A 25,236-nucleotide genomic window follows, 5' to 3' on the forward strand; every position below is an offset into this window, starting at 1 on the left:
ACCTACATTACTGAAAGAATGGGCCGCAATGCTTGCGACCCCAATAAAAAACAGTATTTTAACTGAGAACTTCACGAATTGTTTTAGTCAGCGAAATTCCAGACGCCTTCATAGTAGTCATCTTCATCTTCTTCAGATTCGGTGATGATGATGTTCCAGAACTTTTCAGCCGTCATGCCGGGGAACACGCCGCCAAAAGTAAAGTCCGGGAAGTAGATGAGCTTGCTCAAGTCGCGAGCGGAGTAGTCCTTGATGACGTTGCCTTCAAGGTAACCGTTGTCGAGACCTTGCAGGGAAACTGTCTTTTTACCGCTAGCGTCGGTGAAGTAGAAGTAGTTTTCGGACTGGTACTGGTAAGCCGTCGCGAACTTGGAAACTCCGTTTTCAACCTTACAAACTTCAGAACTCAGTTTTACCGGCGAAGGAACGAATTCTAGATCGTTGCTTCTGTAAGAGTCTTCAGTAATGGTGAAGGTAACCGTGCAGTTGTTGACGGTCGCTGTGTAGCAGTTATAGTAGTAGTCGTTTGCGTCTTCGATGTCCATGCATACTTCAGGGACTGCGGGGACGTCTTCGTAATACCAAGAATAATAGCTGCTCACCCATGCGTGGAAGCCCGTGAGAGTCATGGTCTTTGAAAGTTCGCTCATGATGGAAACACCGATTTCGTGTTCGGCGTAAGCCTTGCCGGTCAAGATGTCTGCCCAACCATAACCCTGATCCGGCTTGAACCATACAGAGGGATCGTTGACATGATGGTACGGCAGGTATTCTTGGAACCCGTCGGTGATTTCAAAGAACTTTGCGACATTGATGGTAATCTTGGAACCTTGCGGCAGCGTGACTTCGACGCCGGTGCGCAGGCCCTGGCGGTAGTATTCCAGAGAATCAATAGCCTTCTGGAAATCCTTGACGCTTACATCAGACATTTCGCCATCGCCTACAATGTAGGGGTCGTTCGTCTGGGTGGCGGTGCCGAGCTTGGATTCTTCAATGCCGTATTGCAGGCCGAGTTCCACGTAAGAAATGGCGCTGTCCAGCAAGTTCGGGATGTTCTTGTAGCTAGACTTCCAACTGTCGTAAATGGTCGTGAAAGAGCTCTTCTTGTTCAAGAGGCTTTCGACTTGACGCATGCTGACTTTCGAGGTCTCGAATTCGTTGTAGTTCTCCAAGTCGTTCATCCAGTCGTAGTTGCCGTTTTCCGAGAAATCGATGTTCATGCTGGCGCCAAGCGTAAGGGCTGCCTTTGCAACGAACAGACCTGCAAGTGCCGGAGCAAATTCGCCGCGGTCCAGTTCAAAGGTGCGGTCCTTGTAGGTGTACTTGCAAGTAAAGTCCTTGTTGTTGACAATGTTTCGCATGTAGATGATTGCGGAATCCAAGGAGGGAATCGCCTCTGCCATGGCGGTCTGGGCAACGCTTGTAAGGAGCTTGCCGTCGGCGGTCATGAGGAGCCTGTTGTAGTCATTGACATTCATGTCGACAAGGTCGTTCTTGTTGCTCACGGTGTCGATGAATCCCTTGATTTCCTTGTTGTTCACAAGGTCGGTCACGATTCCGAGGGCGTAGCCGAGCTGGGCTTCGCAGCTGGCGGGGTATTTGTCGAGAACGGACTTGAAGGTGGCCTTGGTCTGGGCACTAATCACCTGGGCATTGTGGAAATCACCTTCGCCCAAACTCTGTAGAATGTCTACGATGTTTGCCTTGGCCGATTCAAGCTGGGCCTGGGCGTTGGCGTCGGTCATTTCCTGGCAACCGGAAACATTGAAACTAGGGGTGTCGGGCGTATCTGCTGCCGGGCTCGAGGGCTTGTCGTCGTTAGAACCACTGCTGCCGCAGCCAGCCAAAAGAGACATGGCGCCAAATGCGCAGACAAAGAGTTTGTTTGAAAATCCCATGAATGAGTTCCTCCATTTTATTTGTTTACTAAGATAACAAAAAAAACAGAAGATGTAAAGAAATTTTAATTATTTTTGGACAAAGTGTTGTTTTTTGCCGCCAAAAGTACAACGGCCCCCTGTAAAGCCTGGAAAAGTAACGGAATGTAGCCCAAAAGTCCGGCCGAAAGCACGACAGGGGCGGGAATTCCGAGAATCCCGGTAAATAGGGCGACTTGAACGCCTTCGCGCACGCCGATTCCGTTCAAAGAAACCGGGAGCATCGAAATGACTATAGTAATACTTGTGAAAACGACAAGAATGCTGATGTCAATCGTTTGACCCACCGCTCTAAAGTAGGCGTAGGCCATAAAAAGGGTCAAAAGCTGCAGCCACAGGGAATCCAAAGACGAAAGCAAGACCTGCTTTTTGTATTGTCTATAAATAGACAGGCTCTTCTGCATTTTGGGAATGAACGTGAGTTTGTTCAAAATGACGGCCGGAACGGGGACCTTGTCCGAAAACAGGCAAAGAATCACAAATACCATGCAAACCAGCATCGCTATAATCATAACCAGGGTGTAGGCGAAAGGGACCTCGATCTGGCTTAAAGCAAAGGGGAGTGCTATAAAGAAGCACAGGAACATGGCCAATAGCCCTTGGATTCGCGACAGGAGTACCGCCGAAATCGATTGGCTCGTCTGGTTGAATTTTTTGCCGAAAGCAAGCGACTTGACGGCATCGCCCCCGAAACCCGTAGGCAGCAGGTTATTGAAAAAGTACCCCATGGCGGTGTAGGCGTAGTAAGTCTTGAACGGAATTTCGGGCCCTTGTACCGAAAGACCTTTCCAACGGTTCGCCTGGATAAGCATAATCAAGTTCGCGGCGACAAGCATCAAAAGGATCCAAGGAGTCATCGAAAGGCTCCAATTGTCTACGACGCTTGAAAATGGCACCTTGTAAAAGATATAGGCGAATCCTCCCACGCTTACGATAAGCTGGAATAAACGCTTTGCAAAGAGCTTGGTAGCTGTTTTATCGGTTGCCATTGAGCACAATAATAGTATTTTTGATAAAAAAATTTATATTTGCCTAAAAAAAGAGGTTTTATGTACCCGAATAAAATTCGTTACGACATTGCCATGCTTGTTCCGAAAGATGCCAAGAGTGTTCTGGAAATTGGTGCCGGCTCTGGCAAGAACTGCGTGATTTACCCGAAGGATTCCTACAAGGTGGCTATCGAACCCGAAAACCGTACCGACTGCCAGACGGCGGATAATTTCCCGGGCGGTTTTAACGAATACCACCATGTGCTTTACGAAGACTATAAAGAAGACCGCAAGTTCGACCTGATAGTCATGTGCGACGTGCTGGAACATGTGAACGATCCGGTAGACCTCATCAATTTCTGCAAGCAGCATTTGACTCCGGAAGGCCATATCCTCCTTTCGCTCCCCAATTTTATTTGCGTTGAAAACATCCTCAAGATTGTCTTGACCAGGGATTTCCGCTATGTCAAGGTGGACCAGGGTGAACGTGCACTCGGCGTCCTTGATATCAACCACAAGACTTTCTGGACCAAAAAGAGCTTTATCCGCTTCGCCAAGGAAAATGGTCTCGAGGTGGAACGCATCGTGGGTATCCGCAAACAGCTCAAATTCATGCCCAATATCCTGGCCCATTTGAGTTATATCCCGTTCCAGTACGGATTTTTGACCAAAATTAAAAAGTAGTTTACATTCCCACTTGCTTTCTACGTTGGAAAATATTATTTTCTTACAGTGAATGTTTACCCAGAATAAAGGGGTGAAGGAGACAAAATGAAAAAATGGTATGCAATCCCCGCGCTCGCCTCGATGGCGATGCTCGGAATGTTCGGTTGCTCCACCGAGTCGTCATCGTCTTCGTTGACTGGCTCCGTGAGCGAAGAACAGAACGTGATCCGCGTGAATATCGCAGATGCCCAGACGCACCTCGCCAAGTACAGGCGTTCTGTTGTGGAATCCTGGGATCTTTCCGGTTCTACCGCTGATTCTTCGAAGACTGTGTCTGTCGATGTAGATACGACCCTGCAGAGTGACAACTTTGCGGTCGATGCAGACGTGCAGGTCGAAGACGATTCTACGTATACGGTTGCTTCTGCCGGCGTCGATGGCGACGGTGCCGCCTGGATGATTCAGGTTGAAGGTGGCGCTATCGTGTATTCTTGGCGTAACCATGGCGACGGCGACTGGCACAAGTTCAAGACCGACAAGCATATCGAAAAGAAGTCTCTTGCCAACGTGCGTATGGAACGCGCCGGTAAGATCGTCGTGTTCTGGGTCAACGGCCAGATTGTTGCCGCCTTCAAGGACGATTCCGGCAAGGTGGTCCAGGTGAGCGGCAAGCTTACGATTGGCTTTGATATCCTTGTTCCGGGCCAGTGCCACTGCAACAACGGCTCCGTGGAACAGATTGGCGTCGAAAATGTCGACGAAATCGAAGACACGCCGATTGATTCTGTCCAGGTGATCGATACCGTGCAGACTGTGGTCGACACGATTGACCTTACCAAGGACACCGTGATAACCGAATGGATTGCCGAATGGGATTTCAACGATCCTGAAAATGTCGGCCTCGATGTAACGGGTCACGGACATGATGCAATTGCTGGTGAAGGTACTGTTTCTTCGGATTCCGGCATTGCAAGTTTCGATGGCGAATCGGGTCTTAAGGTGTCTCTCGAAAATGACATCAAGATCAACGAATTCGTGGTCGAAGCCCGCGTGAAGCCGACGCAGTTCGGTACCATGCAGAATATTATTGTGGCCGAGCCTCCTGGACGTGGTGTTGACGGCTGGATTATCCGCATTGACAATGGCGTGCTTACGGTCCATCTCCGCGACACCGAAAAGGATTACGACGATTGGAACGTTTTCCCGGGCAAGGAAATGGTTCTCAATGAATGGTGCGAAATCCGTCTGGAACGCAACGCCGACAGTGTCAAGTTGTTCCAGGATGGCGAAGTGACGGTTGCCGTTGCCTATACGGGTGACCTGACTCAAATGGCCTACGACTGGAGTATCGGTTACGATGGCATGCAGCAGGCTTTCCATGATCGCTACTTCATCGGTGAAATGGATTATATCCGCTTCGGTGTGTTCAAGGGCTTTACCGAAGGTGCGGTGGTAGCCAAGAATGAATGGCTGCTTGCTGCCTGGGAATTCAACGAACCGAAGTTTGTCGGCCTTGACCGTATGGCAAACAATTCTACGAAGGTTGCTGTTGGTAATCCGGTCGTTGCCGATACCACGCTTGTCCTCGATGGCAAATCCGGTCTGCCGATTAACCTCTCGAGAGTGTTCATGCGCAATACCTTCGCTGTAACCGCTCGCGTCAAGCCGGCTGAATTTGGCGAAATGCAGAACATCATCGCTGCCGAGCCTCCTGGACGCTATGGCGATGGCTGGATTGTCCGTGTTGACAATGGCGTTCTCACGGTTCATTTCCGCGATGCCGACGTCGACGGCACGGAATGGAACGTCCTCAAGGGTAAGGAACTTGCTCTTGGCGAATGGAACGATATCCGCGTGGAACGTACCGCCGACTCCGTGATTGTCTACCAGAACGGTCAGCGCACCGCTTGGGCAGGCGCCTCGGGCGATGTCTCTCAGCTGGGTTACGACATCGGTATCGCGTACGACGCTGTAAATCAGGCCAAGCACAATCGCTTCTTTAACGGCGAAATCGATTACATCCGCTACTACGGTCTGTAATTCTCGCTGACTAGTTTAAACTATATTTGAAGGGACCTGCGGGTCCCTTTCTTGTTTTAGGTGAATATGAGAATAGATGTCGGTATTATCAATTATAACGGCGGCTCTGAACTTTCGGAGTGCGTCAGAAGCTTGCTTGCACAAACGGAAAAAGTGCGAGTCCTTGTTTATGACAACGCCTCGGCCGACAATTCTATTCAGCTTTTGAAAGAACAGGGGCTCGACTGCAAGGTAATCGAAAACTCCGAGAACTTGGGCTATGCGGGCGCCTGTAACGGACTCCTCGAAAATATGGACGCCGATATCCAGGTGCTTTGCAACATGGACCTGGAATTTGACCCGACTTGGGCGGAAAATCTTTTGAAGTGTTTCGATCGCCATCCCGAAGCTGGTTCTATCGCAAGCCTCGTGATGGAAAAGAGCGGGGTAGTGAATGCCGTGGGCGTACAATTTGGCCCGGACTTGTTTGCCAAAAACGAAGCGAGCGGCTTGAATATCGCCGATGCCGATGTCCGCGAAAAAGAAGTTTTTGGCTGCTATGGAGCCGTGATGAGTTTCCGAAAGTCCGCAGCAAAGGCGGCTGGCAGAATGGATGCTAGTTTCTTCTTGTTCTTCGAAGAAACGGAATGGTATTTCCGCCATAATCTTGCCGGGTACAGGACCATCTTTTGCCCCGAGGCGAAGGTCTATCATGAACGTTCCATGACGACGGTTCGCTACTCGCCGCGCAAGTTATTTTATTCGGAACGCAACCGCTTGCGTACCGCGGTCCGCTTGCTGCCGGCAGGCGATATCCTGAAGCTCCCGGTTCGTGGATTTGTGCGTTACCTGAATATGGCCAAGGGGGGTGTCCCCGGGCAGTCCGGCGATGGAAAAAAGCTTTCAAAAATTGCTATTTGTGGAGCCCTGGCGAAGGCTTGGTTGCAAGCTTTGGCAAAGCTTCCGGAAGAACTTTCTACCCGCCGCCGTTATCAAAAGAAATTCGGTAACGTCAGTGCTAAAGTCCGCGAAATTTTGGCCTTGTATCCGATTGCTGAATAAGAACTTTCTAAATTGCAGGTATGGCCTTTGTTCACCTGCAAGTTCATTCTGAATTTTCTGTTTTACAGTCTTCCGCCCGTCTAGACGGCATTTTGGCTGCCGCCGCCGCCGAAAACGCGCCTGCAGTCGCCCTTACCGACCATGGTGCCATGTTCGGTATTCTAGAAATCCAGACCCGTGGAAAAGACATGAACAAGGCCCGCAAAGAAAAGGGCCTCCCGCCGGTAAAGACAATTTACGGCTGCCACATTTATGTGGACACTTCGAGCGCAAACCAGAAAGATCCGATTACATTTGAGCGATTGACGCTTCTGGTCGAAAATGAAGCGGGATATTACAACTTGCTCCGCATTGTGAGTTACCGCTACGAAGACGGTGACCGCTGGGCAGAAATCCCCTCGGTTCCGCTGTCGGTTATCGAAGAGCATAAAGAAGGCATTATTGCCATTGCAGGCGATTTCTTTAGCAAGTACGGCCAGAGTGTCGCGGCGGGGCGCAATAGCGTTGCCCGCGAATACATGGAAGCCCTCGACAAGATTTTTGACCACGACCATCTGTACATTTCGGTGTGCGACAACGGGGTGCCTCAGCAGAAACTGCTGAACGATTATAACGTTCAGTTGGCCGGTGAATTGGGCCGCGAAATTGTGGCGGTGGCAGACGTCCATTACATTAAGGCCGAAGATGCCGAAGCGCATAAGGTCTTGCGTTGCATTTCGCTTAAAGAAACGCTGAACGGCTTTGATGACAAGCGCTTTCCGACGGACAAGTTCTATTTCCGCAGCGAAGCCGAAATGGTGGAACTGTTCGGGCATATCCCGGGTGCCATCGAAAATACGGTCAAGATTGCAGATCGCTGTAATTATACGGTCAAGACCGGTATCGGCGATGAATTCTGGCCCCGCTTCAAGATTCCTGAAGATTTCTTGGCTTCCGATGAATACCAGAACATCAAGGCCATCATGAAGGCGGAATACGACGCGGAATATCCGGTCGTACGCGAACGTGAACTCAAGGGTATCATCAAGGACAAAAAGAAAAAGGTGACGGCGACCTATTGTGCAGACAAGGGAATTGCCGAAGATGCCCTGACCGACGAAGACAAGGCTGAAATTGAACGCCTGTCGCAGCCGGAATTTTTTGATGAAGACGACAATAAGGCTTGGGACAAGAGTGTGCGCCGTTGGTGTAAACCGGGCGGCGATGCCGACATTTATATTACGCACCTTTGTAATCAGCGTCTCAAGTGGCGATTCCCGAAAGAAGACTTTAAGTTCCCTGCCCACGAAACCGATGTGGCAAAGCGCATGTACAAGGAACTGAATTGTATTCGCAACATGAACGTGGCGGGCTACCTGTTGATTGTGTGGGACTTCATTAACTGGTCTCGTGAACATGGGATTCCCGTGGGCCCGGGCCGTGGATCTGCTGCTGGTTCTCTGGTCACCTACATTATCGGTATTACCGACATCGACCCGCTGACTTTCGACCTCCTTTTTGAACGATTCCTGAACCCCGAACGCGTGTCCATGCCGGATATCGATACCGACTTTGCGGACCGTGACCGCGGTCGCGTGATTCAGTATGTGACGGACAAGTACGGCAAGGAATGCGTGGGCCAGATTATTACCTACGGCATGCTGAAATCGAAGGCGGTGATTACCGACGTAGCGCGTGTCTTGGGACTTCCGCCTGCCGAAGCAAAGCAGATTACCAAGCTGTTCCCGCAGCGCACTTTGAACTTTAGCCTTAAGCAGGCTTGGACGGGTAAAGACAAGAAGGGCAACAACCTGGAAGATGGCTACAGCCCGGAACCTTTGCAGGCGATGATCAATAGCCGCGCCAGTTACCAGAACCTGTGGGATATCGCTAAAAAACTCGAAGATTTGCCGCGCCAGACGGGTGTGCATGCTTGCGGCGTGGTGATTACGCCGACTCCGATTTATAACCTTGCGCCTTTGTACCGTGCCGCCCCCGAAGATACGCCGGTGGTGATGTACGACAAGCATTACGCCGAAGACATCGGACTTTTGAAGATGGACTTCCTTGGCCTTATCAACTTGTCGATCATTCAAGACACGGTGAACATGGTCAAGAAGAATCGTTCGATTGAACTTGACATGGGTCATATTCCTTTGGATGACAAGGAAACGTTCGACTTGCTCGGCAAGGGGATGACCACGACGGTGTTCCAGTTTGAATCTCCGGGTATGCAAAAGTACCTGCGCGAACTGAAGCCCACTCGAATCTTTGACTTGATCGCTATGAACGCCCTGTATCGTCCGGGGCCGATTGACCAGATTCCACACTTTATTGCCCGTAAGAACGGCCAAGAAGAAATTGACTGCTATCACCCCGACTTGGAACAGGTGCTGGGTGAAACCTATGGCGTGATTGTGTACCAGGAACAGGTGATGAAGCTTGCCCAGATTCTGGGCGGTTACACGCTGGGTGGCGCTGACAACATCCGCCGTATCATGGCTAAAAAGATGCCCGAAAAGATGGCGAAACTCGAACCGGAGTTTTTCCAGAAATGCTTGGACAAGGGCTACGACAAGGCCATGATTCAAAAGGTGTGGAATGCGGTGCTCCCGTTCTGCGGATACGCATTCAACAAGAGTCATGCGGCCGCTTACGCTTACGTGGCTTACCAGACAGCATACCTGAAGGCGCATTACGGCCCCGAATACATGGCCGCTTCGATGACCTCGAAGATGGGTAAGACCGAAGATATCGTGACGATCATTCTGGAATGCAAACGCCTCGATATCGAAGTGGTGTCGCCCAACATTAACGCCTCCATGGGCGAATTTGTGGCCAATACGGAAGGCCAGATCCTGTTTGGCTTGGCAGGCATTCGTAACGTGGGTATCGCAGTCGTCGAAGACATTATTGCCGAAAGAGAACGCCGCGGCAAGTTCAAGGACATCTTTGATTTCTGCAAGCGCGTGACCGAATACCAGGGCGAACAAAAAGAAAAACGCCCGCCCATGAACAAGCGCCTTATCGAAAGCTTGATTATGGCTGGCGCCCTCGACGAATTCCCGGGCAACCGCGCCGTACTCATGGCAACCGTAGACCGCGCCATGGAAGTGGCCTCCAGGTTCCAAGAAGATAAAGACCGCGGACAGATGTCGCTCTTTGACATGGGCGGCGGCGCGCCTTCTATGGATAGCTCTGCCGAAGTCCTCGAAGAAGCGGAAGAATGGTCTGCTATGGAAATGCTCAACAAGGAACGTGACGTAGTGGGCATGTTCTTGTCGGGGCATCCGCTCGATGAATTCCGCCCGGAACTGCAGGGCTTTACCTCTTGTTCCTTGGATGAAGAAGAACTGTCGCGCCATGTGGGCGGCACGGTTATTGTGGGCGGTGTGGTGACCAAGCTGCGTTCTATTGAAACCAAGAAGGGCGATACCATTGGCGTGGGGTCTATTCAGGATTTCCACGGCGACCTAGAAATGTTCTTTAAGAAGGACCTGTGGGAAAAGTTCCGCGATACGGTGGCGCTTGATGACCGTGTACTTGTCAAGGGAACCCTGGAACAGCAGCGCATGGGCGATGGCGTACAGATTATTGTCGAAGAAGTGATTCAGCTGGATCGCGTGCGCTCGGACATGGTGAGCCACATTCACATGGTCGTTTATTCTTCGATGATCGATGACAACTTCACCGACAAGTTGCTGACGGCCATGGAAAAGTACGAACCCTTCGAAGGCGAACGCGGTTGCGAAATCGTCTGCCATGTCGAGGCGGAATCCGGCAACGTGCATGTGCTTACCTTGAAGAACAAGAAGGTCGTTTATACTCCGGAATTGCTGCAGTTCTTGCGTAAGGAATTGGGCGCCGCGAAGGTCTGGGTCTCGAATCGCGCCAAGCGGTAAAAGTATATGGCGTGCGGGCCGTACATTCTGATTTGCGCGGGCGAAGACTCCGGGGATTCCGTTGGCGAACCCTTAGTCAAGACTCTCGTTTCTCAAAATTTTGCCGTAAAAGGTTCGGGCGGCCGCCGCATGCAGGCGGCGGGAATGTTGCCCTTGGTCGATTTTGAAACCTTGCCGGTCTCTGGCTTTGGCGATGTCTTGCCCAAGTATTTCAAACTGCGAGAGAGTTTCAATGCGCTAAAGTCGGCGTTGGAATCGCCGGAATGTCTCGGGCTGATTGCGATTGACTATCCGGGCTTTAATATGAAATTGGTGGCGCGGGCGGGGGAGCTCCGCAAGCCCGCTTTGTATGTGGCGCCTCCGCAAGTGTGGGCCTGGAAGCGCAAACGCGCGAAGGTCCTTGCCGAAAATCCGTACGTCAAGCTCGCCGTATTCTTTGATTTTGAAGAATCGGTGTACCGCGAAGCCGGCTGTAACGTGGTCCGCGTCAAGCATCCGTTCGCAGAAATCCAAAATGCAGATTGTCGCAGCGAGAATTTTCTCAACGAGAATCTTCGCGACGCCGCAAATCAGGTTCTCCTTCTTCCCGGAAGTCGCAAGGCGCAGGCGCTCCGCAACTTGCCTATTTATCTGAAAGCGTTGGAGAATGCTGAAAATGTGGTCGTGGTGGCGGCTCGTCAAGAACTGGTGAATGCTTTCAAGAAATATGATGTCCCCGTGATTGTCGCTCCCCAAAGTGCGGCGGAGCGAATGGCTCTGTACCAAAGCGCAGAATATGCGTTGACCGCCCCCGGAACATCGACCTTGGAACTTGCCTTGTCGGGGGCTTCTTTTACGGTTTGCACCAAGCCCGATTTGTTGACTTATTGCTTGGGCCGTTTGTTTATCAAGACTAAATTTTTCGCATTGCCGAACATTATTCTGAATCGTCTTGTATTCTCAGAACACATCGTCCCCCCGTGGTCGGGGGTCGACGCTTGGTCGTTTACCAAGGTCAAAAAAGAAAATGTCGCGAAAGAGCTTTCAGAAAAGCTCTCCGTCGGGAAAAGTTTCGATCAATTAGCGCTTGAATTTCTTGGCCAGTTCGTCGAGCGTAAATCGCAGTAACGTCGGGTGACCGTAGGGCGACTTGAGCGGTTCCTCGGTCAGCATGAGCTGACTAACGAGGGCGGCCATTTCTTCGGATTTGAGCTTGTCGCCAGCCTGGTAGGCGTTCGTGTTTGCCCAAGCCTTGGCAATGGTGTCTTGCACCTTGACCATGTCGCCTTCGCTTTTGCCCTCGTCACCGATGCTGTCCAAGAAATCCTTGACCGCCTTGATGGCGCGTGAAAGCGGGAGAGCGCTTGGAATGGCGCGAATCTGGTAGGTCTCGCCACCGAAATGCTCAATGTAAAAGCCCAAATGCCTGAACTGGTCTTCGACGCTCTTGAGGGCTTCGACTTCAAGCTTGGAAAGTTCCAAGAGTTCCGGGAACAATAGCTCCTGGCTGTCCAGGGCGGCCCCGTTTCTTAAGGTTTCGAGCGCTTGTTCGTAAAGTACGCGAGAATGGGCCGCATGCTGGTCGATCACCAAAAGGCCGTTTGAATCTTCGCCGGCAATGTAGGTGTTGGCAATCTGGAAAAAAGTGGGCGGAACCCATTGGGTTCCCGGCTCGGGGGTCTCGTTTACCTTGCCTTCCAGCGAAATGACCTTGCCTGCTTCAGGCGTGCTGAACAAATCTTGAGCTAAATCGTTTTGCGGAGCGCTCTTACGGGGCTTTTCGTAAGTGAATCCTGCCGTCGGGAAATTCGACATTTCGGGAATGTCGCCGCTCGATTCCTTCGTGGTAAATTCCCTAGGGGTAAAGCTCGGAGCGGGGGGGGCAGCCGGCTTAGAAATCGGTTCTTCAAATCCGTAGGGGACTTCCGGCTTGCAGTCCTGGAGGTCGCTCAAGTCGATCAAGGGCGAATTGGCCTCCATATCCTTGGTAAAGGCGTCGCGAATGGCGTGGGACACCACCAAGAATACCAGATTTTGGTTGGCAAAACGCACTTCGCGCTTGGCGGGGTGCACGTTGACGTCAAATTCCATGTCCGGCATGTCTAAAAACAGTACCGAAACAGGCTTGCACTGGGCGCCGTACGGCTCGTAGGCCTGCTGCACCGCCTTGCTGATCATCTTGCTTTCGATAGGGCGGTTGCGGATGAATAAAAACTGGTGGTTTCGCTTACCGTTGGTTTCGGTGGTGGGGGATACGTAACCCCAAACGTGTACACCGGCTTCGGTGTAGTCGACCGGCAAAAGCGCCTTTGCGATTTTTGAGCCGATAGCCTCGGCAATACGGTTGCGCAGTTCGCCCGGAACTCCTGTAAACAAGGTCTTGTCACCGACCTTGTAATCAAAGCGGATTTCGGGGTGCGCAATAGCCGTTTTTAGAACAACATCGAAAATTCGGGTGCTTTCGGCCGTTTCGCTGCTCAAAAAGTTGCGGCGAACGGGGGTATTGTAAAAAAGGTTTTCGACCAAAAAGGTCGTGCCGCGGCTAGCCTGAACATCCTGTTTTTGAACAACGTTTCCACCTTCCAGGATAATTCGGCCGCTGTCACCGTCGTCGGTGGCGCTGGTTATGGTCAATTTGGACACGGCGGCGATGGAGGCTACGGCTTCGCCTCTAAAACCATTTGTCTGCAAATGGAACAGGTCGTCTGCATTAAAAAGCTTGGAGGTGGTGTGCCTCAGGTAACACAAATCCAGGTCGGCCTCGTTCATGCCTTTGCCGTTGTCGGTAACCTGGATTTTTTTCTTGCCGCCTTCTTCGATGGACACCTGTATACGGGTGGCTCCCGCATCAATGGCGTTTTCAATCAGCTCTTTTACGGCCGACGCGGGGCGCTCTATGACCTCGCCAGCAGCGATTTTATTGATGATTTCATCCGATAAAACGTGTATTTCAGCCGATTTCATGCCCCAAATATAGCCTTTTGGGGGTATAATACGTATATTTTTGCTAAATTAATAGTCCGAAAAGGCTGAGTGGCGTTTTTCAAAATACCATTCAATAGAGTGAGGTAAAAGTGCTTTCTAACCTATTCCTTCAGTTGACTCACATTGAGTTGCTCATCTCGTATCCTGTCAAGGATATCTTGACTCTCATTAAGCGTGACCCTCGTTTCAATGTCAAGTTGCTAAACGACATCTACTTCGAAGATTCGTTCGTGGATGAAAGTGTTCACCGTCTTATGATGAACAATGTGGTAAACTGGCTCTATGAACGTGGCGAAAATCCGGACGAATTCGTACAGCGCATTATGGACCGTTGCGCCACTTTCGAAGCGATTCCCGCTCGTAGCGTGCTTCGTTCTTACCTTCCGTATGTTTCGCAGTTCTATGCAACTGAAGACGTCCGTCAACTCTGCCTTGATATTATTCCGAAGCGTTATCCGCTGCTTTCCAATGCGAAGTTCCTCCGCCGTGAACTGGTCGACGGTTTCCGCAAGGAATACTTCACCTACCGGTTTGACTCCCCGGGTATGCTGATTACGAACCCCATGCGCTGGTTCAACGGCTTGGTGCAGATCGGAGCTATTCTCCTGAATACGCCTCGCTACGAAAAAATTGAATATAAGGCTTGCCAGACCTCTTTTGTGGAAGCTCTTGAAAATCGTGTTGCTGCCGAAGTTCGCGATGGCTTTGTGTTTGTGAATGGCCGCCAGGTGGGCGAATACAAGACCTTTGGCGATTGCCTTGCCGAATATGGCCTCGAATGGGACTTCGAAGCCGAAAAGAAGATGGCCTGCATCCGCGCCACCGAAGATGTGGTGGACGAAAAGGTTGGCGCAGTCCTGATTCAGAAGGGTTGCTATTACGGCGCACCGGCTGGTGTGGTCTACTTTGATTACAAGGCCAATGTGGTGGCTCCGGAACCGTTCAACAAGCTCATGAGTGCCGTGGTTAAGCAGGAATTCGATTCCTGGGAACCGATCCAGAAGGCTCAGGAACAGCTCTTGGAAGCCATGAACGACTCCGTGACGATTATCTACTACAAGAGCGACGATTCTATCTCGGTGAACAACAAGCACTTGATGCGTAACGTGCCTGCTCGAATTCTCCGCAACTTGCTGCGCGAATACAGTGCAACTGGTCGTGAAGAATTTGAAAACCGTGAATTCAAGCGCGATCCGTCTATTTGCATGGACCCGCTGCGTCCGAACTTCGAAAGCCGCTTGAACCGCGTGATTGCTCATATCAACGGCTCCGACGATCCGGAACATCCGTCCGAAGGCGTGAAGAAGTTCTTTGAAATCGAACGCCATCGTCGCGGTGGATTCCGCTTCGTACCGAAGTGCAAGATTATTTTCCGCGAAGAGTAAACGCCTGTTTACTAAATCCCAAATGTAATCGAAACGGATTTAGAAAATAAGCAAATTGGTAGTTCCCGCGGGCAAATAAATGGGTATATTTGGAATCGTGAACGGTAGAAGGGTAAATCCTCAAACGACACTATCATTGCTCCCCTCCTGATAGGTTCAAGGTTCCACATACCGATTCATATTTTCTCCTTCTTAGGAAAGGCTCCTCGTTAGAGGGGCCTTTCTTTTTTCATTGACCGGATGGTCAATGAAAAAAGAAAGGCCTTCGGCTCGGCAATGTCGGCAAACAAGTTTGCCGCCGCTGCGCTCGCCTTACGGCCTTTTCTACGCCTGTTCTACGGCTCGGAAATGGCAATGCAAGCATTGCTGCTTCTCGGTTTATTTTTGAGAGATGACTTCGACGGTTAATTTGTTGAAGGCGAGTTTGCCGCCGTCGCGGATTTCAAGCGCTGCGCGGAAGGTCGTGTCGTTCTTCTTGAACGGCTCCAGAACCGGCGTGAACTTGTTTTTAAGCAAACCCTCCACTTCTTCATCGCTAAATTTGCGCTGGTAGAATACTTGCGGAATGCCAAAGCCACATTGCGGGTTCATGCACACGTAAGCGGCGTGATTCGCTTCGCCATTACCTTGGTTCGATGTCCCGGTGCGAAAACGCAATTGGTCTCCGCAAACGGGGCAGGGAAGGTTCCTGTGGGCGAATTCAAAAACGGTGCGGCCCTTGTTCTCGCCTTCGCCCCATTTGAGGCGTGCGGCGAAATCAGAACCTTTCTTGCTCTTGAAATCTTGAATCAGCGGCGTCTCGCCGTTGGTAAAGAGCTCGTTTATTTCGGCGGCGGTAAGCGCATGGCCTGCGACAGTCTTGAATAGCGTGAATTTGCAATCAACTCCATCGGTCGCGCTGGTGCAGAATAAGGCGTTTTTGTTTTCTTCGAGAATCGCGCCGCAGAGCGGGCACTTGTATTCTGTTTTTTGTCCGTGGAACTTGCCATCGCTTTCGAATTCAAATTGAATATTGAAATCCTTATCGACCGAAAGCTTCGCTGAAAATTCGGTGCCTTTCTTGCTCTTGAATCCAGAAACCGGTCCGACGGTTTCGCCGGCGAGCAGTTTCTTGATCTCGGCGTGGGCAAGCATCTTGCCTGCCACGGTGTGCCCGAATCGGAATCCGCATTCGGGCTTGGGGCACACGTAGCCCCACGGGGCTACATCGAGCGCGCTCCCGCACTTGGGACATGGAATGCTTTCGGTTACGGTTTCGCGCTCGAACTGGCAGCCGTATCGCGCATGCAAATCGGCGAACAGCTGCTTCACGTATTCAACGATTCCGTCGCGGAATTCTGCAGGCGCGAGCACGCCCTTTTCTACTTGCGAAAGCTTGTATTCCCATTCGCCGGTCATTTCGGGCGACTTGACTTTTTCATCCATCAAGGCGATGACTTCGCGCCCGCGGGTGGTACTCACCAGGTAATTCTTTTGCGCTTCGATAAATCCGCGTTTCTTGAGCGTTTCGATAATGCCTGCTTGCGTTGCCGGCGTACCCAAGCCGCGGTCCTTCATGGCTTCGGCAAGTTCTTCGTTTTCGATCTGCTTGCCTGCGGTTTTCATCGCGGCCAGGAGCGTCGCTTCGGTATAGTACTTGGGCTTGCTCTTCTTTTTCTTTTGCAGTTCTACGCTGTCAAAAGGCGCGTGTTCGCCGACGGCCCATTCCGGGAAAGTTTCCACCAGGTTTGTAATTTCGTCGTTGTCGCCCTTGCCTTCGGACTCCCCGCTTTTTTCGCCGCTGGATTCGTCCTTCTTTTTCCCTTTCTTCTTTTCTTCCTTGACGAGGGCGCGGAATCCCAAATCCTCATTGCGCTTGAGCTTCAAACGGAATAGGTCTTTTTCGGTGTTGAGCGCGATTTCCATTTCGTCCCACACGTACGGCTTCAGCCATGCCTGCACAAAACGCTCCTTGGCCAGGTCGTAAATCTTCTGCTCCATTTCGGGCAAATCGTTCGGGGCTTCTCCGGTGGGGATAATGGCAAAGTGGTCTGTCACCTTGCTTGAATTGATAAAGACGAAATTCTCGTCGAAGGTGCGGAAAATCTTTTGCTGCTCCGGGTTTGCCAATTTTTGAGCAAGGGCGTAGGCTTCTTGCTTCATGGTGTCGGGCAGGTACTGCGAATCGGTACGCGGGTAGGTGAGCAGTTTCTTTTCGTACAGGTTCTGCGCGCAATCCAGAACTTGCTGGGCGCTGTATTTAAAACGCTTGTTGCCCTCTTTCTGCAATTCGGTCAAGTCAAAAGGCTTTTGCGGGAACTGCTTCTTTTGCTGGGTATCGATTTTGGCGATCGCGGCTTCTGTCGGCGGATTGCATCGTGCCACCACCGCATTCGCTTCCGTCTCTTTTTCGAAGACGGCGACTTTGTCGTCCTTGAGCAATTGGGCCTGGAATCCTTTCCATGTGCCCACGACGCTGTAGTAGTACAGTTCCTTGAATTGCTCCACGATGGTATCGCGTTCTACAATCAGGTTCAGGGTCGGCGTCTGTACTCGTCCCACCGAAATCATCTTGCCGCGCCCTGCGGTGAGCGTGTAGGCGCGTGTCGCGTTCAGGCCCACCATCCAGTCGGCTCGCTGCCTTAAGCGGGCTGCATAGCTTAAATTCAAGCGCTGGGAGGCGTCTTCCAAGTTCTTCCAGGCCTTGTCCAAGTCTTTGGCCACATAGCTGTTCACCCACAGGCGCTTGATGGTCTTTTGCTTAAAAGAGGGTGTGTAATCGAGCACCAAGTCAAAAATCAAGTTACCTTCGCGACCGGCATCCGCGCCGTTCACCAGAACGTCGGCTTGCTCCATCATCTGGCGCACCACATTCAGTTGCTTCTTGGTGCTCTCGATTTCCATGAGCTTGAATTTCTCGGGGAGCAGGGGCAAATTCGAAAGCCGCCAGCCGCCTTCGAATCCGGGGTAGGCGTCAAGAGGCGCAAGGGTAATCAGGTGACCCACGCACCAGGTGATGCAGTGGTTCTTGCCAATCAAGCATCCGTCGCCCTGGGTAAATTTTTCCCCTTCCAACCGCTCCAGCATGGGGCGGTAGTGTTGGTTTGCGACAGACGGTTTTTCGGCGACAAGCAGGATCACGTTTCAACGTCCAAAAGAGATTTTTCCCAGGATTCCTTGGCGGCACGCAGTTTTTTGAGCGACTCGTCGTCGGCTCCACTTTGGTCGCGCATGTCCATAAGGTCGCGGTACCCTTGGGCGAGTACCTTGGCTTTAGGGTAGTCTTGAACTAGGGAGTCCAGTTCGTTTAGAATGGCCTGGTCCGAGTAAAGCCTCGCCACGCCTTCGAGCGAATGCAGAATGTAGTCCTCGCGACGGTTTTTTTGCTTGGCAAGCTTTGCTTCTTCAAATTCTAGGGGCAAAATCTTGTCGACCCATTCCGCTTCGGCCGTAAAGAGCTCGTTGTCTTCGGCAAGGGCGTCTTTTCGGCGGGTCAGTTCCTGCTGTTTTTTGATGAACGGCCTGTAAGAATCGATGTCTAAATCGACACCCTGTTTCTGGGAAAACTCTTTCAGATTTTTCAGGTTTGTTTCGGTCGGATTGTTCAAAAGGCATTCTTTCAAGACTGAAAGTTGGTCTTTGGCCGGAAGCTGCTTAAAGGATTCGCTTTTCATGCTCACATCCTTGATTTTTAGCCAAAAAATGCGCGCAAAGATGAGGGCCATTACGATGGTAAATAGGGTCGAAAACGTCATTATGGGCCATTATTTAGAAAAATGTGGAGACCTGTTACGCTTGCAAGTAAAAAATAAGTGTTTTCTGGCACGAACTTCCTGCAAATGCTTTGTTTAAACGATTTTTCACAATAAAAAGTTAATAAAATGCAAAAAAAAGGTGTATATTTAAGATGGAATATTCTAAACCTATAATTATGGGTAAGGTGATTGGATTATTATGAAATTGAATTCTGTTAAGCGTGTTGCACTTAGTGCGGCGTTGTTTGGACTTGTTGGGACTGTGACTTCGCAGGCAGTTCCGGTTGATCCCGAAAATCAACGCGAATTGGATATTATTATCCGTGACTTTAGTGTTGTTCACCCTGACTTTGAAAACTTCCAGGAAGAAGCTTATAACAGTATCAACCATGGTGGCGAATGTATTGGTAAAAGTTGCGTAGGCGAGTTCCCGAGTACATGGAACATTACTTATTCTGCAGATGCGGAATGGACGACTCGTCGCTCTAATTATCCTCTTTATGGTTGCGGTAACACCCAGACTCCCGAATACGGCGTTGCGGTTGGTGTGAATGGTTATCCGCACGATATCAAGACTCCCTCGGGCGCCGAGTCGACGACGCCTGACTATGTGCGTAGCGTGATTGACCAGACGGGTTACGCTTGGTACGGTGAATTCAAGGATTGCGCTTACGATGCAAAGTTGAACCCGCTTGGCCTTAAGGTGATGCGTGGCTTGGTGGCAGACCTTTGTTCCGATGCGTCGGGCACTTGGAGCGCCAAAATGAAGGATGACCAGAAGTCTTGCTCTAAGACATGTAAGACTCACTCCTGGTCTCAGATTGTCTATACGACTCCGGGCATGGTGAAACAGAAGCTGGTCTTCCCGCCTGATCCGGGTAATTGCAGTGCCGATGATCCGAGCAAGTGCGCCCTCGACATGTATGAACCGATTATTGAGAAAAATCGTCCTGCTTGCGATAATGGTTATTTTGAACAGTGGTATTTAGATGTCCCTGGCACGAATATGCGCACGAATACCATTTTGACCTTGGACAAGGATGCTGCTGATCCTGCTTACTTTGAAATTGACAGGAACTGGAACAACGGCGGCTACTTCCCGTTGGATTCCCTGGATGACAACCAGCTTCGCGTCATGAATAATAATGCGCTTGTTTTCCCGTTCATGAAAGAAAATCAGTTCGGCCCGCAGTCGCTGTCTATTTTCTGTCCGCCTTATAGTTACCAGTGGGCAAGCTCCCAGACCGATTACTTGGGTAGCGAAACGTCAGCCCTTTGCGATGCATGGCTTGCCAGTGGTGGCCCGAAGAACCCGGATGCTGCAATTGCTGCCGCATTGAGTGGCGCCGGAAAAAATGGTAACATGGGTCTTCGCCACTTGCGCAATTACGGCTTTACCATGATGGGTTATGCCGCATTCAAGTACAAGAAGGGCAAGAAAGAAGTCTTTAAGTTCACCGGTGACGATGACATGTGGATCTTCGTGGATGGCGTGTTGGTGGTTGACCTTGGTGGTACTCACCTTGCTGCTGCCGGTACGGCCGATATGGACTACCTGTCTCAGATGGGTCATGGTTGCCATGCAGGCGATCCGCTGTTCGACTCTTGCGCCGTGAAGCTTGCTTCTGATGGCTCTTGGCTGGATGAATCCTGGCACCATCTGCACTTCTTCTATGCAGACCGTCAGTCCGATGGTTCTAACCTGCGTATCCGCAGCTCCCTTTCTGAACTAGCCCCGTCTCGCTATGGCCAGCCCGCTATCGGTAGCGTGTCTGCAAAGCTTGACTCTAACGGCAACCAGACTGTGACCATGTTCTTGAATACGACTTTGAACCCCGAGACGGTTCAGAATCTTGCCACGTTTGGATCGACTGTGCCGGCTATTATTGTGATGCGTACAGAGACGGATCCGGCAACGGGTGTCAAGACGACCAAGACTTACGGTTACTATGTTACTAGCGTCAAGGAAGGTGCTAGCATGGGTTCTGCCGGTGTGCAGTATACCTTTGAAGGTGTCTTGATGGACGAAAACGGTCAGATTGCCGAGAACCCGATTATTGTGGGCGGCGACAAGATAGCGTTTAACTCTCCCTATGATCAGGAATTTGTGAATAGTGATGAATATGGAATCCAAAAAGCGGACTATGCGGCTCAAGGTGTCGATGAGGCTACCTGGAATTCCTTGATTGCTTGGAACAAGAAGATGACCTTCAAGATCACTTCTTCTTCGGGTAAGTCCGTGGTGGGTTATCCGGATACTCCGGAAGATTGGCCGAATGCTGAATTCAGAGCTCCGACCATTATCTCTCCGTTCGTGTTGGATTCTGCAATCGTTCGCCCCGACTTTACCAACCAGGCAAACATTCTTACCAATATTGCCGAAAGCCACGATGGCGAACTGCCGTTGGACTACACTGGCGACCTCTTGTTCACCTCGGTGCCGAGTGGCGTGGGTAAGGACAACAACCCGCTGGCCCTCACGAGCGATGAAAAGAAGCTGTTCTCTCAGACAAGTGCCGATGGTTCTGTGAACGGTGTGACTAAGGCATATGTGGGTGGCAAGGAATCCGCAACTTCGATGTGCTATTCTGCAAATGGAACGGAAAGCTGCTTCAGCGTTTCTTACCCGGTGATGGGCCCGTTCCGCATCAACGTCCGCGTGTTTGACCACCTTGGTCACTTTGTGAGCCAGTACCAGAAGAGCATGAACGAAGATCAGTTCCATGCCGCTTTGGGTGCCGCTCAGGGTAGCTGTGATGATGGTTCTAAGTACTATGGCGAAACCGGTGCAGGCTTTATCTCTGTTAAGATGTATCCGGTGTCCCAGAACGGTAGAGCCGTTGCTACGGGTCCCTACATTTATCAGGTGACCTTCATTCAGGAAGCATATCGTCCTTGCATTAAGTCCGGTAACGGCACTTATGCCCAGACGGTTTACTACTCTCGTACTTCTGAAACTTACAGACGCGGCTACAAGCGTGCCAAGAACAAGTAGTAGGCGCTTCTCATAAAAGATTTAAAGCCTCGGCGAAGCCGGGGCTTTTTCGTATTTGTTCTCGAATAATTCTCGAGTAGGCGATGTGCGAGCGTGATGCCGGTTAGTTGATGCGGCCGATGAGGGCGAAGGGTTCGGCGTCCGTGATGGTGACGGTGAACCGTTCGCCCGGTTGTAGCGGCCGGTCGCTAGTGATAGCGACGGGGCGGTAGGCGGCGTTGCGGGCGATGTAGGTGCCCTTGCGGTAGCCGGGCTTTTCGATGACCACGGTTTCGGTTTGGCCAATCCAGCGGGCGTTATTTTCGGCCGCGATGCGCTGGAAGGCTTCGGCAAGGGCGGCAGAACGAATGTGCTTGACTTCGTCGGGAACGGCGCCGGCCATGTTGTAGGCGGGCGTGTTCGGGCGGGCTACAAAGCGAGTGATATTGCAGACCGTCGGGCGTGTCTTTTCGAGAATGTCGAGCGTGCATTGGAAATCCTGTTCCGATTCGCCGGGAAATCCGACAATCATGTCGGTGCTGAGCGTGAATAGCGGAAACTGGTTGAATGCTTCGGCAAGCATCACGTAGTCGTCGGCGGAATGCTTGCGGTTCATGGCCTTGAGAATGTTTTCGCTACCGCTTTGCACGGGCAGGTGAATGAACTTGTAGACGCGTTCGTCTTTAAAACATTCGATGAGCTTGTCCAGGTAAAGCATCATGTGGCGCGGGTTTCCCATACCAAGACGAATCTTGTAGTTGCCGGGGATTTCTTCTAAAATCTGCTGTACCAGTTCGGCTAGGTTGGTGCCGGTATCGAATCCGTAGCAGCCGCAATCTTGTCCGGTCAGCTGGATTTCGACACAGCCGTCGTTTACAAGGCTTTTTACTTGTTGGATAATGTCTGCGGCAGGGTAGCTGTGCAAACGGCCCTTGACGAGCCTCGTAGAGCAATAGGCGCATGCATCCAAGCAACCTTCTTCGATGTTGACGATCCCTACCAGCGACGATTCTCGCAGCGTCTTGTTCCCGTCCCTGTCACCCTGAACTCGTTTCAGGGTCAGCTTTCCCTGCCCGAGTTCCTTCAGGCTCGTATATAAGATCTTATCCGTTATCTTTGATGCTTCTTCACGGAAATCTTTCGGTGCGCAGCCTGTAATGAAAATCTTGGCGTCGGGGGCGCTGCTTAATGCTTCGCGCAGCAGCTTTAACGCTCCTGCGTTTCCTTTGACGGTGCAAACGTTCAGCACGAATGCCTGGGGCTTTTGCGCGTCGCTTGCTTTGACTTCGGGCATTCCAAAGACAATGTGGTATTCGTCAGTGAATACTCGCGCAATCTTTTCGCCGTCGCCAAAGTTGGCTGCGCAACCTTGGCTAATCACAGCGAGCAGCGGCTTGTTGGGGGCGCCTTCCATCGCTTTACCGATCGAATTTTTCCAGAGTGATTCCCTGGTAGTAATGGCTCAAGATTTCTTGATAGCTTTGCCCGGCCTGCGCACGTGCCCGCACTCCCATTTGGCACATGCCCACGCCGTGCCCGAATCCGGTGCCGGTAACAACCCATTCCTTGCCTTCTTTCTTTACGGTAAAGAAGGAGGACGGCAGAATCGTGCCGGCCTTCTTGAATAGCCAGCGGGTGCGGTCTGTCAGAACGTCAAAATATCCCTTGTCGGTTTCGACGCGGAGCGTCATGATTCGACCGCTTTTTAACTTGTCTTTAATCTTGATGGATTTGACCTTCTTGAAATCTTTTCCGTTTGTACTGCCAAATACGGCCTTTGCTTCGGTGGCGTTCGTCTTGAACAGCTTGGCGATTTCCTTGTCGGCAAAACGACGTTCCCACTTGATGTAGCTGGACTCATCGCACCAGGGTTTGCCATTGGGGCGCATGTCTGGTACAGATTTCAGGTAGGGAAGGTCGGCGCGGTTCCAGGTAGCGAGCGTTTCGGTAACGCCACCGCATGTAGAATGGTAGTAGGCGATAATGAATTCGCCGCCATAAGTCATCACCACGCCTGCGGTCGCCTTGACGGCGGCATCGGTCAAGGGCGTTGCCGATTCTAGACCCTTGTACACTTGGTCCTTGGTGTCGGCGTATACGTCAAAGCCTACGGATTCGCGGCTGTTAAAATGCTTGTAGGCGTAAGTGCGTGCGGCTACCGCTTGCGCCTTTAAGGCTTCGATACGGCTGCTGTCCAGCTTGCCGATTTCGTAGGGAATCACTCCGCGCAAGTAGTCTTCGACATCCACCGAATTGATAGCGTCGAGCTTGCCGTTTGTATTGCGGAACATGATGCTTCCGGGGTAGCATGCCTTGCCGAGGCTTTTCTTGTCGGCGGCAACGGCGAGGCATCCGCCATCTTCGCTGTTGAATTCGTGGGCAATGTCTTCGGTGGAATTGCCGTCGGCCTCAAAACGCACCATATTGCCGTGCGGCGTGACGCGTACGGTTTCGCCTTGGTATTTCAGGAAGAGTTCCTTGACGCCGGTGTAAATGCCTACGCGAAGCGGGCGGTCCAATTCTTCGGGAATCAAGTGTTCTTTGAATGCGGCCGGCACATCGGTTACAGATGCTTCTGCTACAGGTGCTTTTTGTTCCACCTTCGGTTTGCTTTCGCTTTTAACGGCGGGCTTCGCTGTTACCGGAGGTTCTTCTGGAGGAGGCGGCAAATAGCTATCGGCAATCGCCTTTGCGGACTTGCTGTTCAGAGGCGTCCGTTTCTTCTTTTCCTTATAAGAAGAGTCGCTCTTTGCAGAGGCTGCAGGAGCGACCTTTTTAGAACTAATGTTTTCGGGACTATTGTTGGCGGGCGCAGGCTCGCTTGTCGTCGTCTCTTCAATGGGCGCGAAATTTACAGGACCGTCCGTAATTTCTTCGGCGTTCGCCGGTACTTCAGCTTTTTGCACGTCATCGGGTAAGTCGAAATCATCGTCTGCAAGAGCAAACGATGCGCAGAAAGCAAGAATAGGGAGAATGAATAAAGAAGAATGAAAAATGGATTGCTTCGTCGCTTCGCTCCTCGCAATGACGTTTTTGCAATCCATTCTGAATCCTCTAAGTTCTGCCAACTAAGTTCTAAACTCTATCTTTTCTTCAGCTTCGCCTGCGTGTCCTTCGCCATTTTGCGCAGCTTAGACTGGTTCATGGTGCGGTCGGCAGTCGAAATCTTGTCTACGAACAAGTCGCCGTTCAGGTGGTCTGTCTCGTGCTGAATGCAGCGGCCAAAGAGACCGTCGCAGTCATGCAGTTCCTGGGGTTCGCCGTTGATGTCGAAAAAGCGTACGCAAACTTTATCGGGGCGAATCACGTTGCAGAAAATGTCCGGCACAGAAAGGCAACCTTCATCGTAAGGCACCGGCTTTGCATCAGGTTCGGCTTCCCATTCGGGGTTGAACATGATGTAGGGGCGCGGATCTTCTTCGCCAGGAATGGCGGTGTCGATCACGACCAAGCGGATGTTCTTGCCAATCTGCGGGGCGGCAAGGCCGCAACCCGGAGCCTCGTACATGGTTTCGAGCATGTCCTTGGCGAGCTGGCGCAGTTCGGGTGTAATCTCGGTGATGGGCTCGCACTTTTTGCGGAGCACCGGATCGCCGTAAGTTTTGATTTCTAGAAGAGCCATGGA

General features: G+C 51.4%; 16 protein-coding genes. 8 read left to right on the top strand and 8 right to left on the bottom strand.

All coding sequences use genetic code 11. The annotated features are described in order from the left end of the window. Window positions 1-83: 83 nt before the first annotated feature. A complete protein-coding gene (locus B7989_RS04005; RefSeq protein ID WP_088627291.1) occupies window positions 84-1,898 on the bottom strand; it encodes a hypothetical protein in 1,815 nt (604 codons plus the stop codon). Between the two features lie 65 nt (window positions 1,899-1,963). Then, complete coding sequence (locus B7989_RS04010; RefSeq protein ID WP_088627292.1) at window positions 1,964-2,926, bottom strand: lysylphosphatidylglycerol synthase transmembrane domain-containing protein; 963 nt, start codon at window positions 2,924-2,926, stop codon at window positions 1,964-1,966. A gap of 60 nt (window positions 2,927-2,986) precedes the next feature. Here B7989_RS04010 and B7989_RS04015 point away from each other — a divergent pair, with 60 nt between their 5' ends. The 5 genes from B7989_RS04015 to B7989_RS04035 all read left to right on the top strand — a co-directional run bounded on the left by B7989_RS04015 (window position 2,987) and on the right by B7989_RS04035 (window position 11,661). Beyond that, a complete protein-coding gene (locus B7989_RS04015; protein WP_088627293.1) occupies window positions 2,987-3,610 on the top strand; it encodes a bifunctional 2-polyprenyl-6-hydroxyphenol methylase/3-demethylubiquinol 3-O-methyltransferase UbiG in 624 nt (207 codons plus the stop codon). A gap of 87 nt (window positions 3,611-3,697) precedes the next feature. Beyond that, the gene (locus B7989_RS04020) at window positions 3,698-5,632 is read left to right on the top strand and encodes a LamG-like jellyroll fold domain-containing protein (protein ID WP_088627294.1); all 1,935 of its coding nucleotides are present in this window, start codon (window positions 3,698-3,700) and stop codon (window positions 5,630-5,632) included. 66 nt (window positions 5,633-5,698) lie between these two features. After that, window positions 5,699-6,673, top strand: coding sequence for a glycosyltransferase family 2 protein (locus B7989_RS04025; RefSeq protein WP_088627295.1), 975 nt, complete (start codon window positions 5,699-5,701; stop codon window positions 6,671-6,673). Window positions 6,674-6,693: 20 nt separating this feature from the next. Further along, window positions 6,694-10,554, top strand: coding sequence for a DNA polymerase III subunit alpha (dnaE, locus tag B7989_RS04030; RefSeq protein WP_088627296.1), 3,861 nt, complete (start codon window positions 6,694-6,696; stop codon window positions 10,552-10,554). Window positions 10,555-10,560: 6 nt separating this feature from the next. Next, a complete protein-coding gene (locus B7989_RS04035; protein ID WP_088627297.1) occupies window positions 10,561-11,661 on the top strand; it encodes a lipid-A-disaccharide synthase in 1,101 nt (366 codons plus the stop codon). Here B7989_RS04035 and mutL read toward each other — a convergent pair. After that, window positions 11,614-13,497, bottom strand: a complete 1,884-nt coding sequence (mutL, locus tag B7989_RS04040) for a DNA mismatch repair endonuclease MutL (protein WP_088627298.1) — start codon at window positions 13,495-13,497, stop codon at window positions 11,614-11,616. The genes B7989_RS04035 and mutL overlap by 48 nt on opposite strands. A gap of 110 nt (window positions 13,498-13,607) precedes the next feature. Here mutL and B7989_RS04045 point away from each other — a divergent pair, with 110 nt between their 5' ends. Next, window positions 13,608-14,903 carry a hypothetical protein gene (locus B7989_RS04045; protein WP_088627299.1) on the top strand — a complete coding sequence of 432 codons (1,296 nt, stop codon included), beginning with the start codon at window positions 13,608-13,610 and terminating at the stop codon, window positions 14,901-14,903. Between the two features lie 240 nt (window positions 14,904-15,143). After that, window positions 15,144-15,311: a hypothetical protein gene (locus tag B7989_RS13950; RefSeq protein WP_158212863.1), complete on the top strand. Its 168-nt coding sequence runs from the start codon at window positions 15,144-15,146 to the stop codon at window positions 15,309-15,311. Here the strand turns inward: B7989_RS13950 and B7989_RS04050 are convergent. Together B7989_RS04050 and B7989_RS04055 are read right to left on the bottom strand one after the other, a co-directional pair. Then, entirely contained in the window at window positions 15,282-18,023 is a 2,742-nt protein-coding gene (locus tag B7989_RS04050) for a type IA DNA topoisomerase (RefSeq protein ID WP_088627300.1), read from the bottom strand. The two genes, B7989_RS13950 and B7989_RS04050, sit on opposite strands and share 30 nt — an antisense overlap. Continuing rightward, window positions 18,020-18,637: a hypothetical protein gene (locus B7989_RS04055; protein WP_144264960.1), complete on the bottom strand. Its 618-nt coding sequence runs from the start codon at window positions 18,635-18,637 to the stop codon at window positions 18,020-18,022. The genes B7989_RS04050 and B7989_RS04055 overlap by 4 nt, the downstream gene beginning before the upstream one ends. Before the next feature lie 199 nt (window positions 18,638-18,836). On the opposite strand from B7989_RS04055, the gene B7989_RS04060 reads away from it, so the two are divergent. Then, window positions 18,837-21,632: a fibro-slime domain-containing protein gene (locus B7989_RS04060; protein WP_144264961.1), complete on the top strand. Its 2,796-nt coding sequence runs from the start codon at window positions 18,837-18,839 to the stop codon at window positions 21,630-21,632. Between the two features lie 103 nt (window positions 21,633-21,735). Here the strand turns inward: B7989_RS04060 and B7989_RS04065 are convergent, their stop codons facing one another. The 3 genes from B7989_RS04065 to def are packed head-to-tail and all read right to left on the bottom strand — an operon-like array spanning window position 21,736 to window position 25,233. After that, window positions 21,736-23,025, bottom strand: coding sequence for a tRNA (N(6)-L-threonylcarbamoyladenosine(37)-C(2))-methylthiotransferase (locus B7989_RS04065; RefSeq protein WP_233144238.1), 1,290 nt, complete (start codon window positions 23,023-23,025; stop codon window positions 21,736-21,738). A 4-nt stretch (window positions 23,026-23,029) separates the two neighbouring features. After that, window positions 23,030-24,655: a SpoIID/LytB domain-containing protein gene (locus tag B7989_RS04070; RefSeq protein WP_088627302.1), complete on the bottom strand. Its 1,626-nt coding sequence runs from the start codon at window positions 24,653-24,655 to the stop codon at window positions 23,030-23,032. Between the two features lie 38 nt (window positions 24,656-24,693). After that, window positions 24,694-25,233 (bottom strand): peptide deformylase, encoded by a 540-nt coding sequence (gene def, locus B7989_RS04075; RefSeq protein WP_088627303.1) that lies wholly within the window; start codon window positions 25,231-25,233, stop codon window positions 24,694-24,696. Between the last annotated feature and the right edge of the window lie 3 nt (window positions 25,234-25,236).

The sequence above is a fragment of the Fibrobacter sp. UWB5 genome, assembly GCF_002210295.1.
In the GTDB taxonomy this organism is placed as follows: domain Bacteria; phylum Fibrobacterota; class Fibrobacteria; order Fibrobacterales; family Fibrobacteraceae; genus Fibrobacter.

Bases quoted from the DNA above. Each gene is read 5' to 3' on its own strand.
- B7989_RS04005 (WP_088627291.1), bottom strand. From the start codon at position 1,898: ATGGGATTTTCAAACAAACTCTTTGTCTGCGCATTTGGCGCCATGTCT.
- B7989_RS04010 (WP_088627292.1), bottom strand. From the start codon at position 2,926: ATGGCAACCGATAAAACAGCTACCAAGCTCTTTGCAAAGCGTTTATTC.
- B7989_RS04015 (WP_088627293.1), top strand. From the start codon at position 2,987: ATGTACCCGAATAAAATTCGTTACGACATTGCCATGCTTGTTCCGAAA.
- B7989_RS04020 (WP_088627294.1), top strand. From the start codon at position 3,698: ATGAAAAAATGGTATGCAATCCCCGCGCTCGCCTCGATGGCGATGCTC.
- B7989_RS04025 (WP_088627295.1), top strand. From the start codon at position 5,699: ATGAGAATAGATGTCGGTATTATCAATTATAACGGCGGCTCTGAACTT.
- dnaE (WP_088627296.1), top strand. From the start codon at position 6,694: ATGGCCTTTGTTCACCTGCAAGTTCATTCTGAATTTTCTGTTTTACAG.
- B7989_RS04035 (WP_088627297.1), top strand. From the start codon at position 10,561: ATGGCGTGCGGGCCGTACATTCTGATTTGCGCGGGCGAAGACTCCGGG.
- mutL (WP_088627298.1), bottom strand. From the start codon at position 13,497: ATGAAATCGGCTGAAATACACGTTTTATCGGATGAAATCATCAATAAA.
- B7989_RS13950 (WP_158212863.1), top strand. From the start codon at position 15,144: ATGGTCAATGAAAAAAGAAAGGCCTTCGGCTCGGCAATGTCGGCAAAC.
- B7989_RS04055 (WP_144264960.1), bottom strand. From the start codon at position 18,637: ATGACGTTTTCGACCCTATTTACCATCGTAATGGCCCTCATCTTTGCG.
- B7989_RS04060 (WP_144264961.1), top strand. From the start codon at position 18,837: ATGAAATTGAATTCTGTTAAGCGTGTTGCACTTAGTGCGGCGTTGTTT.
- B7989_RS04065 (WP_233144238.1), bottom strand. From the start codon at position 23,025: ATGGAAGGCGCCCCCAACAAGCCGCTGCTCGCTGTGATTAGCCAAGGT.
- B7989_RS04070 (WP_088627302.1), bottom strand. From the start codon at position 24,655: ATGGATTGCAAAAACGTCATTGCGAGGAGCGAAGCGACGAAGCAATCC.
- def (WP_088627303.1), bottom strand. From the start codon at position 25,233: ATGGCTCTTCTAGAAATCAAAACTTACGGCGATCCGGTGCTCCGCAAA.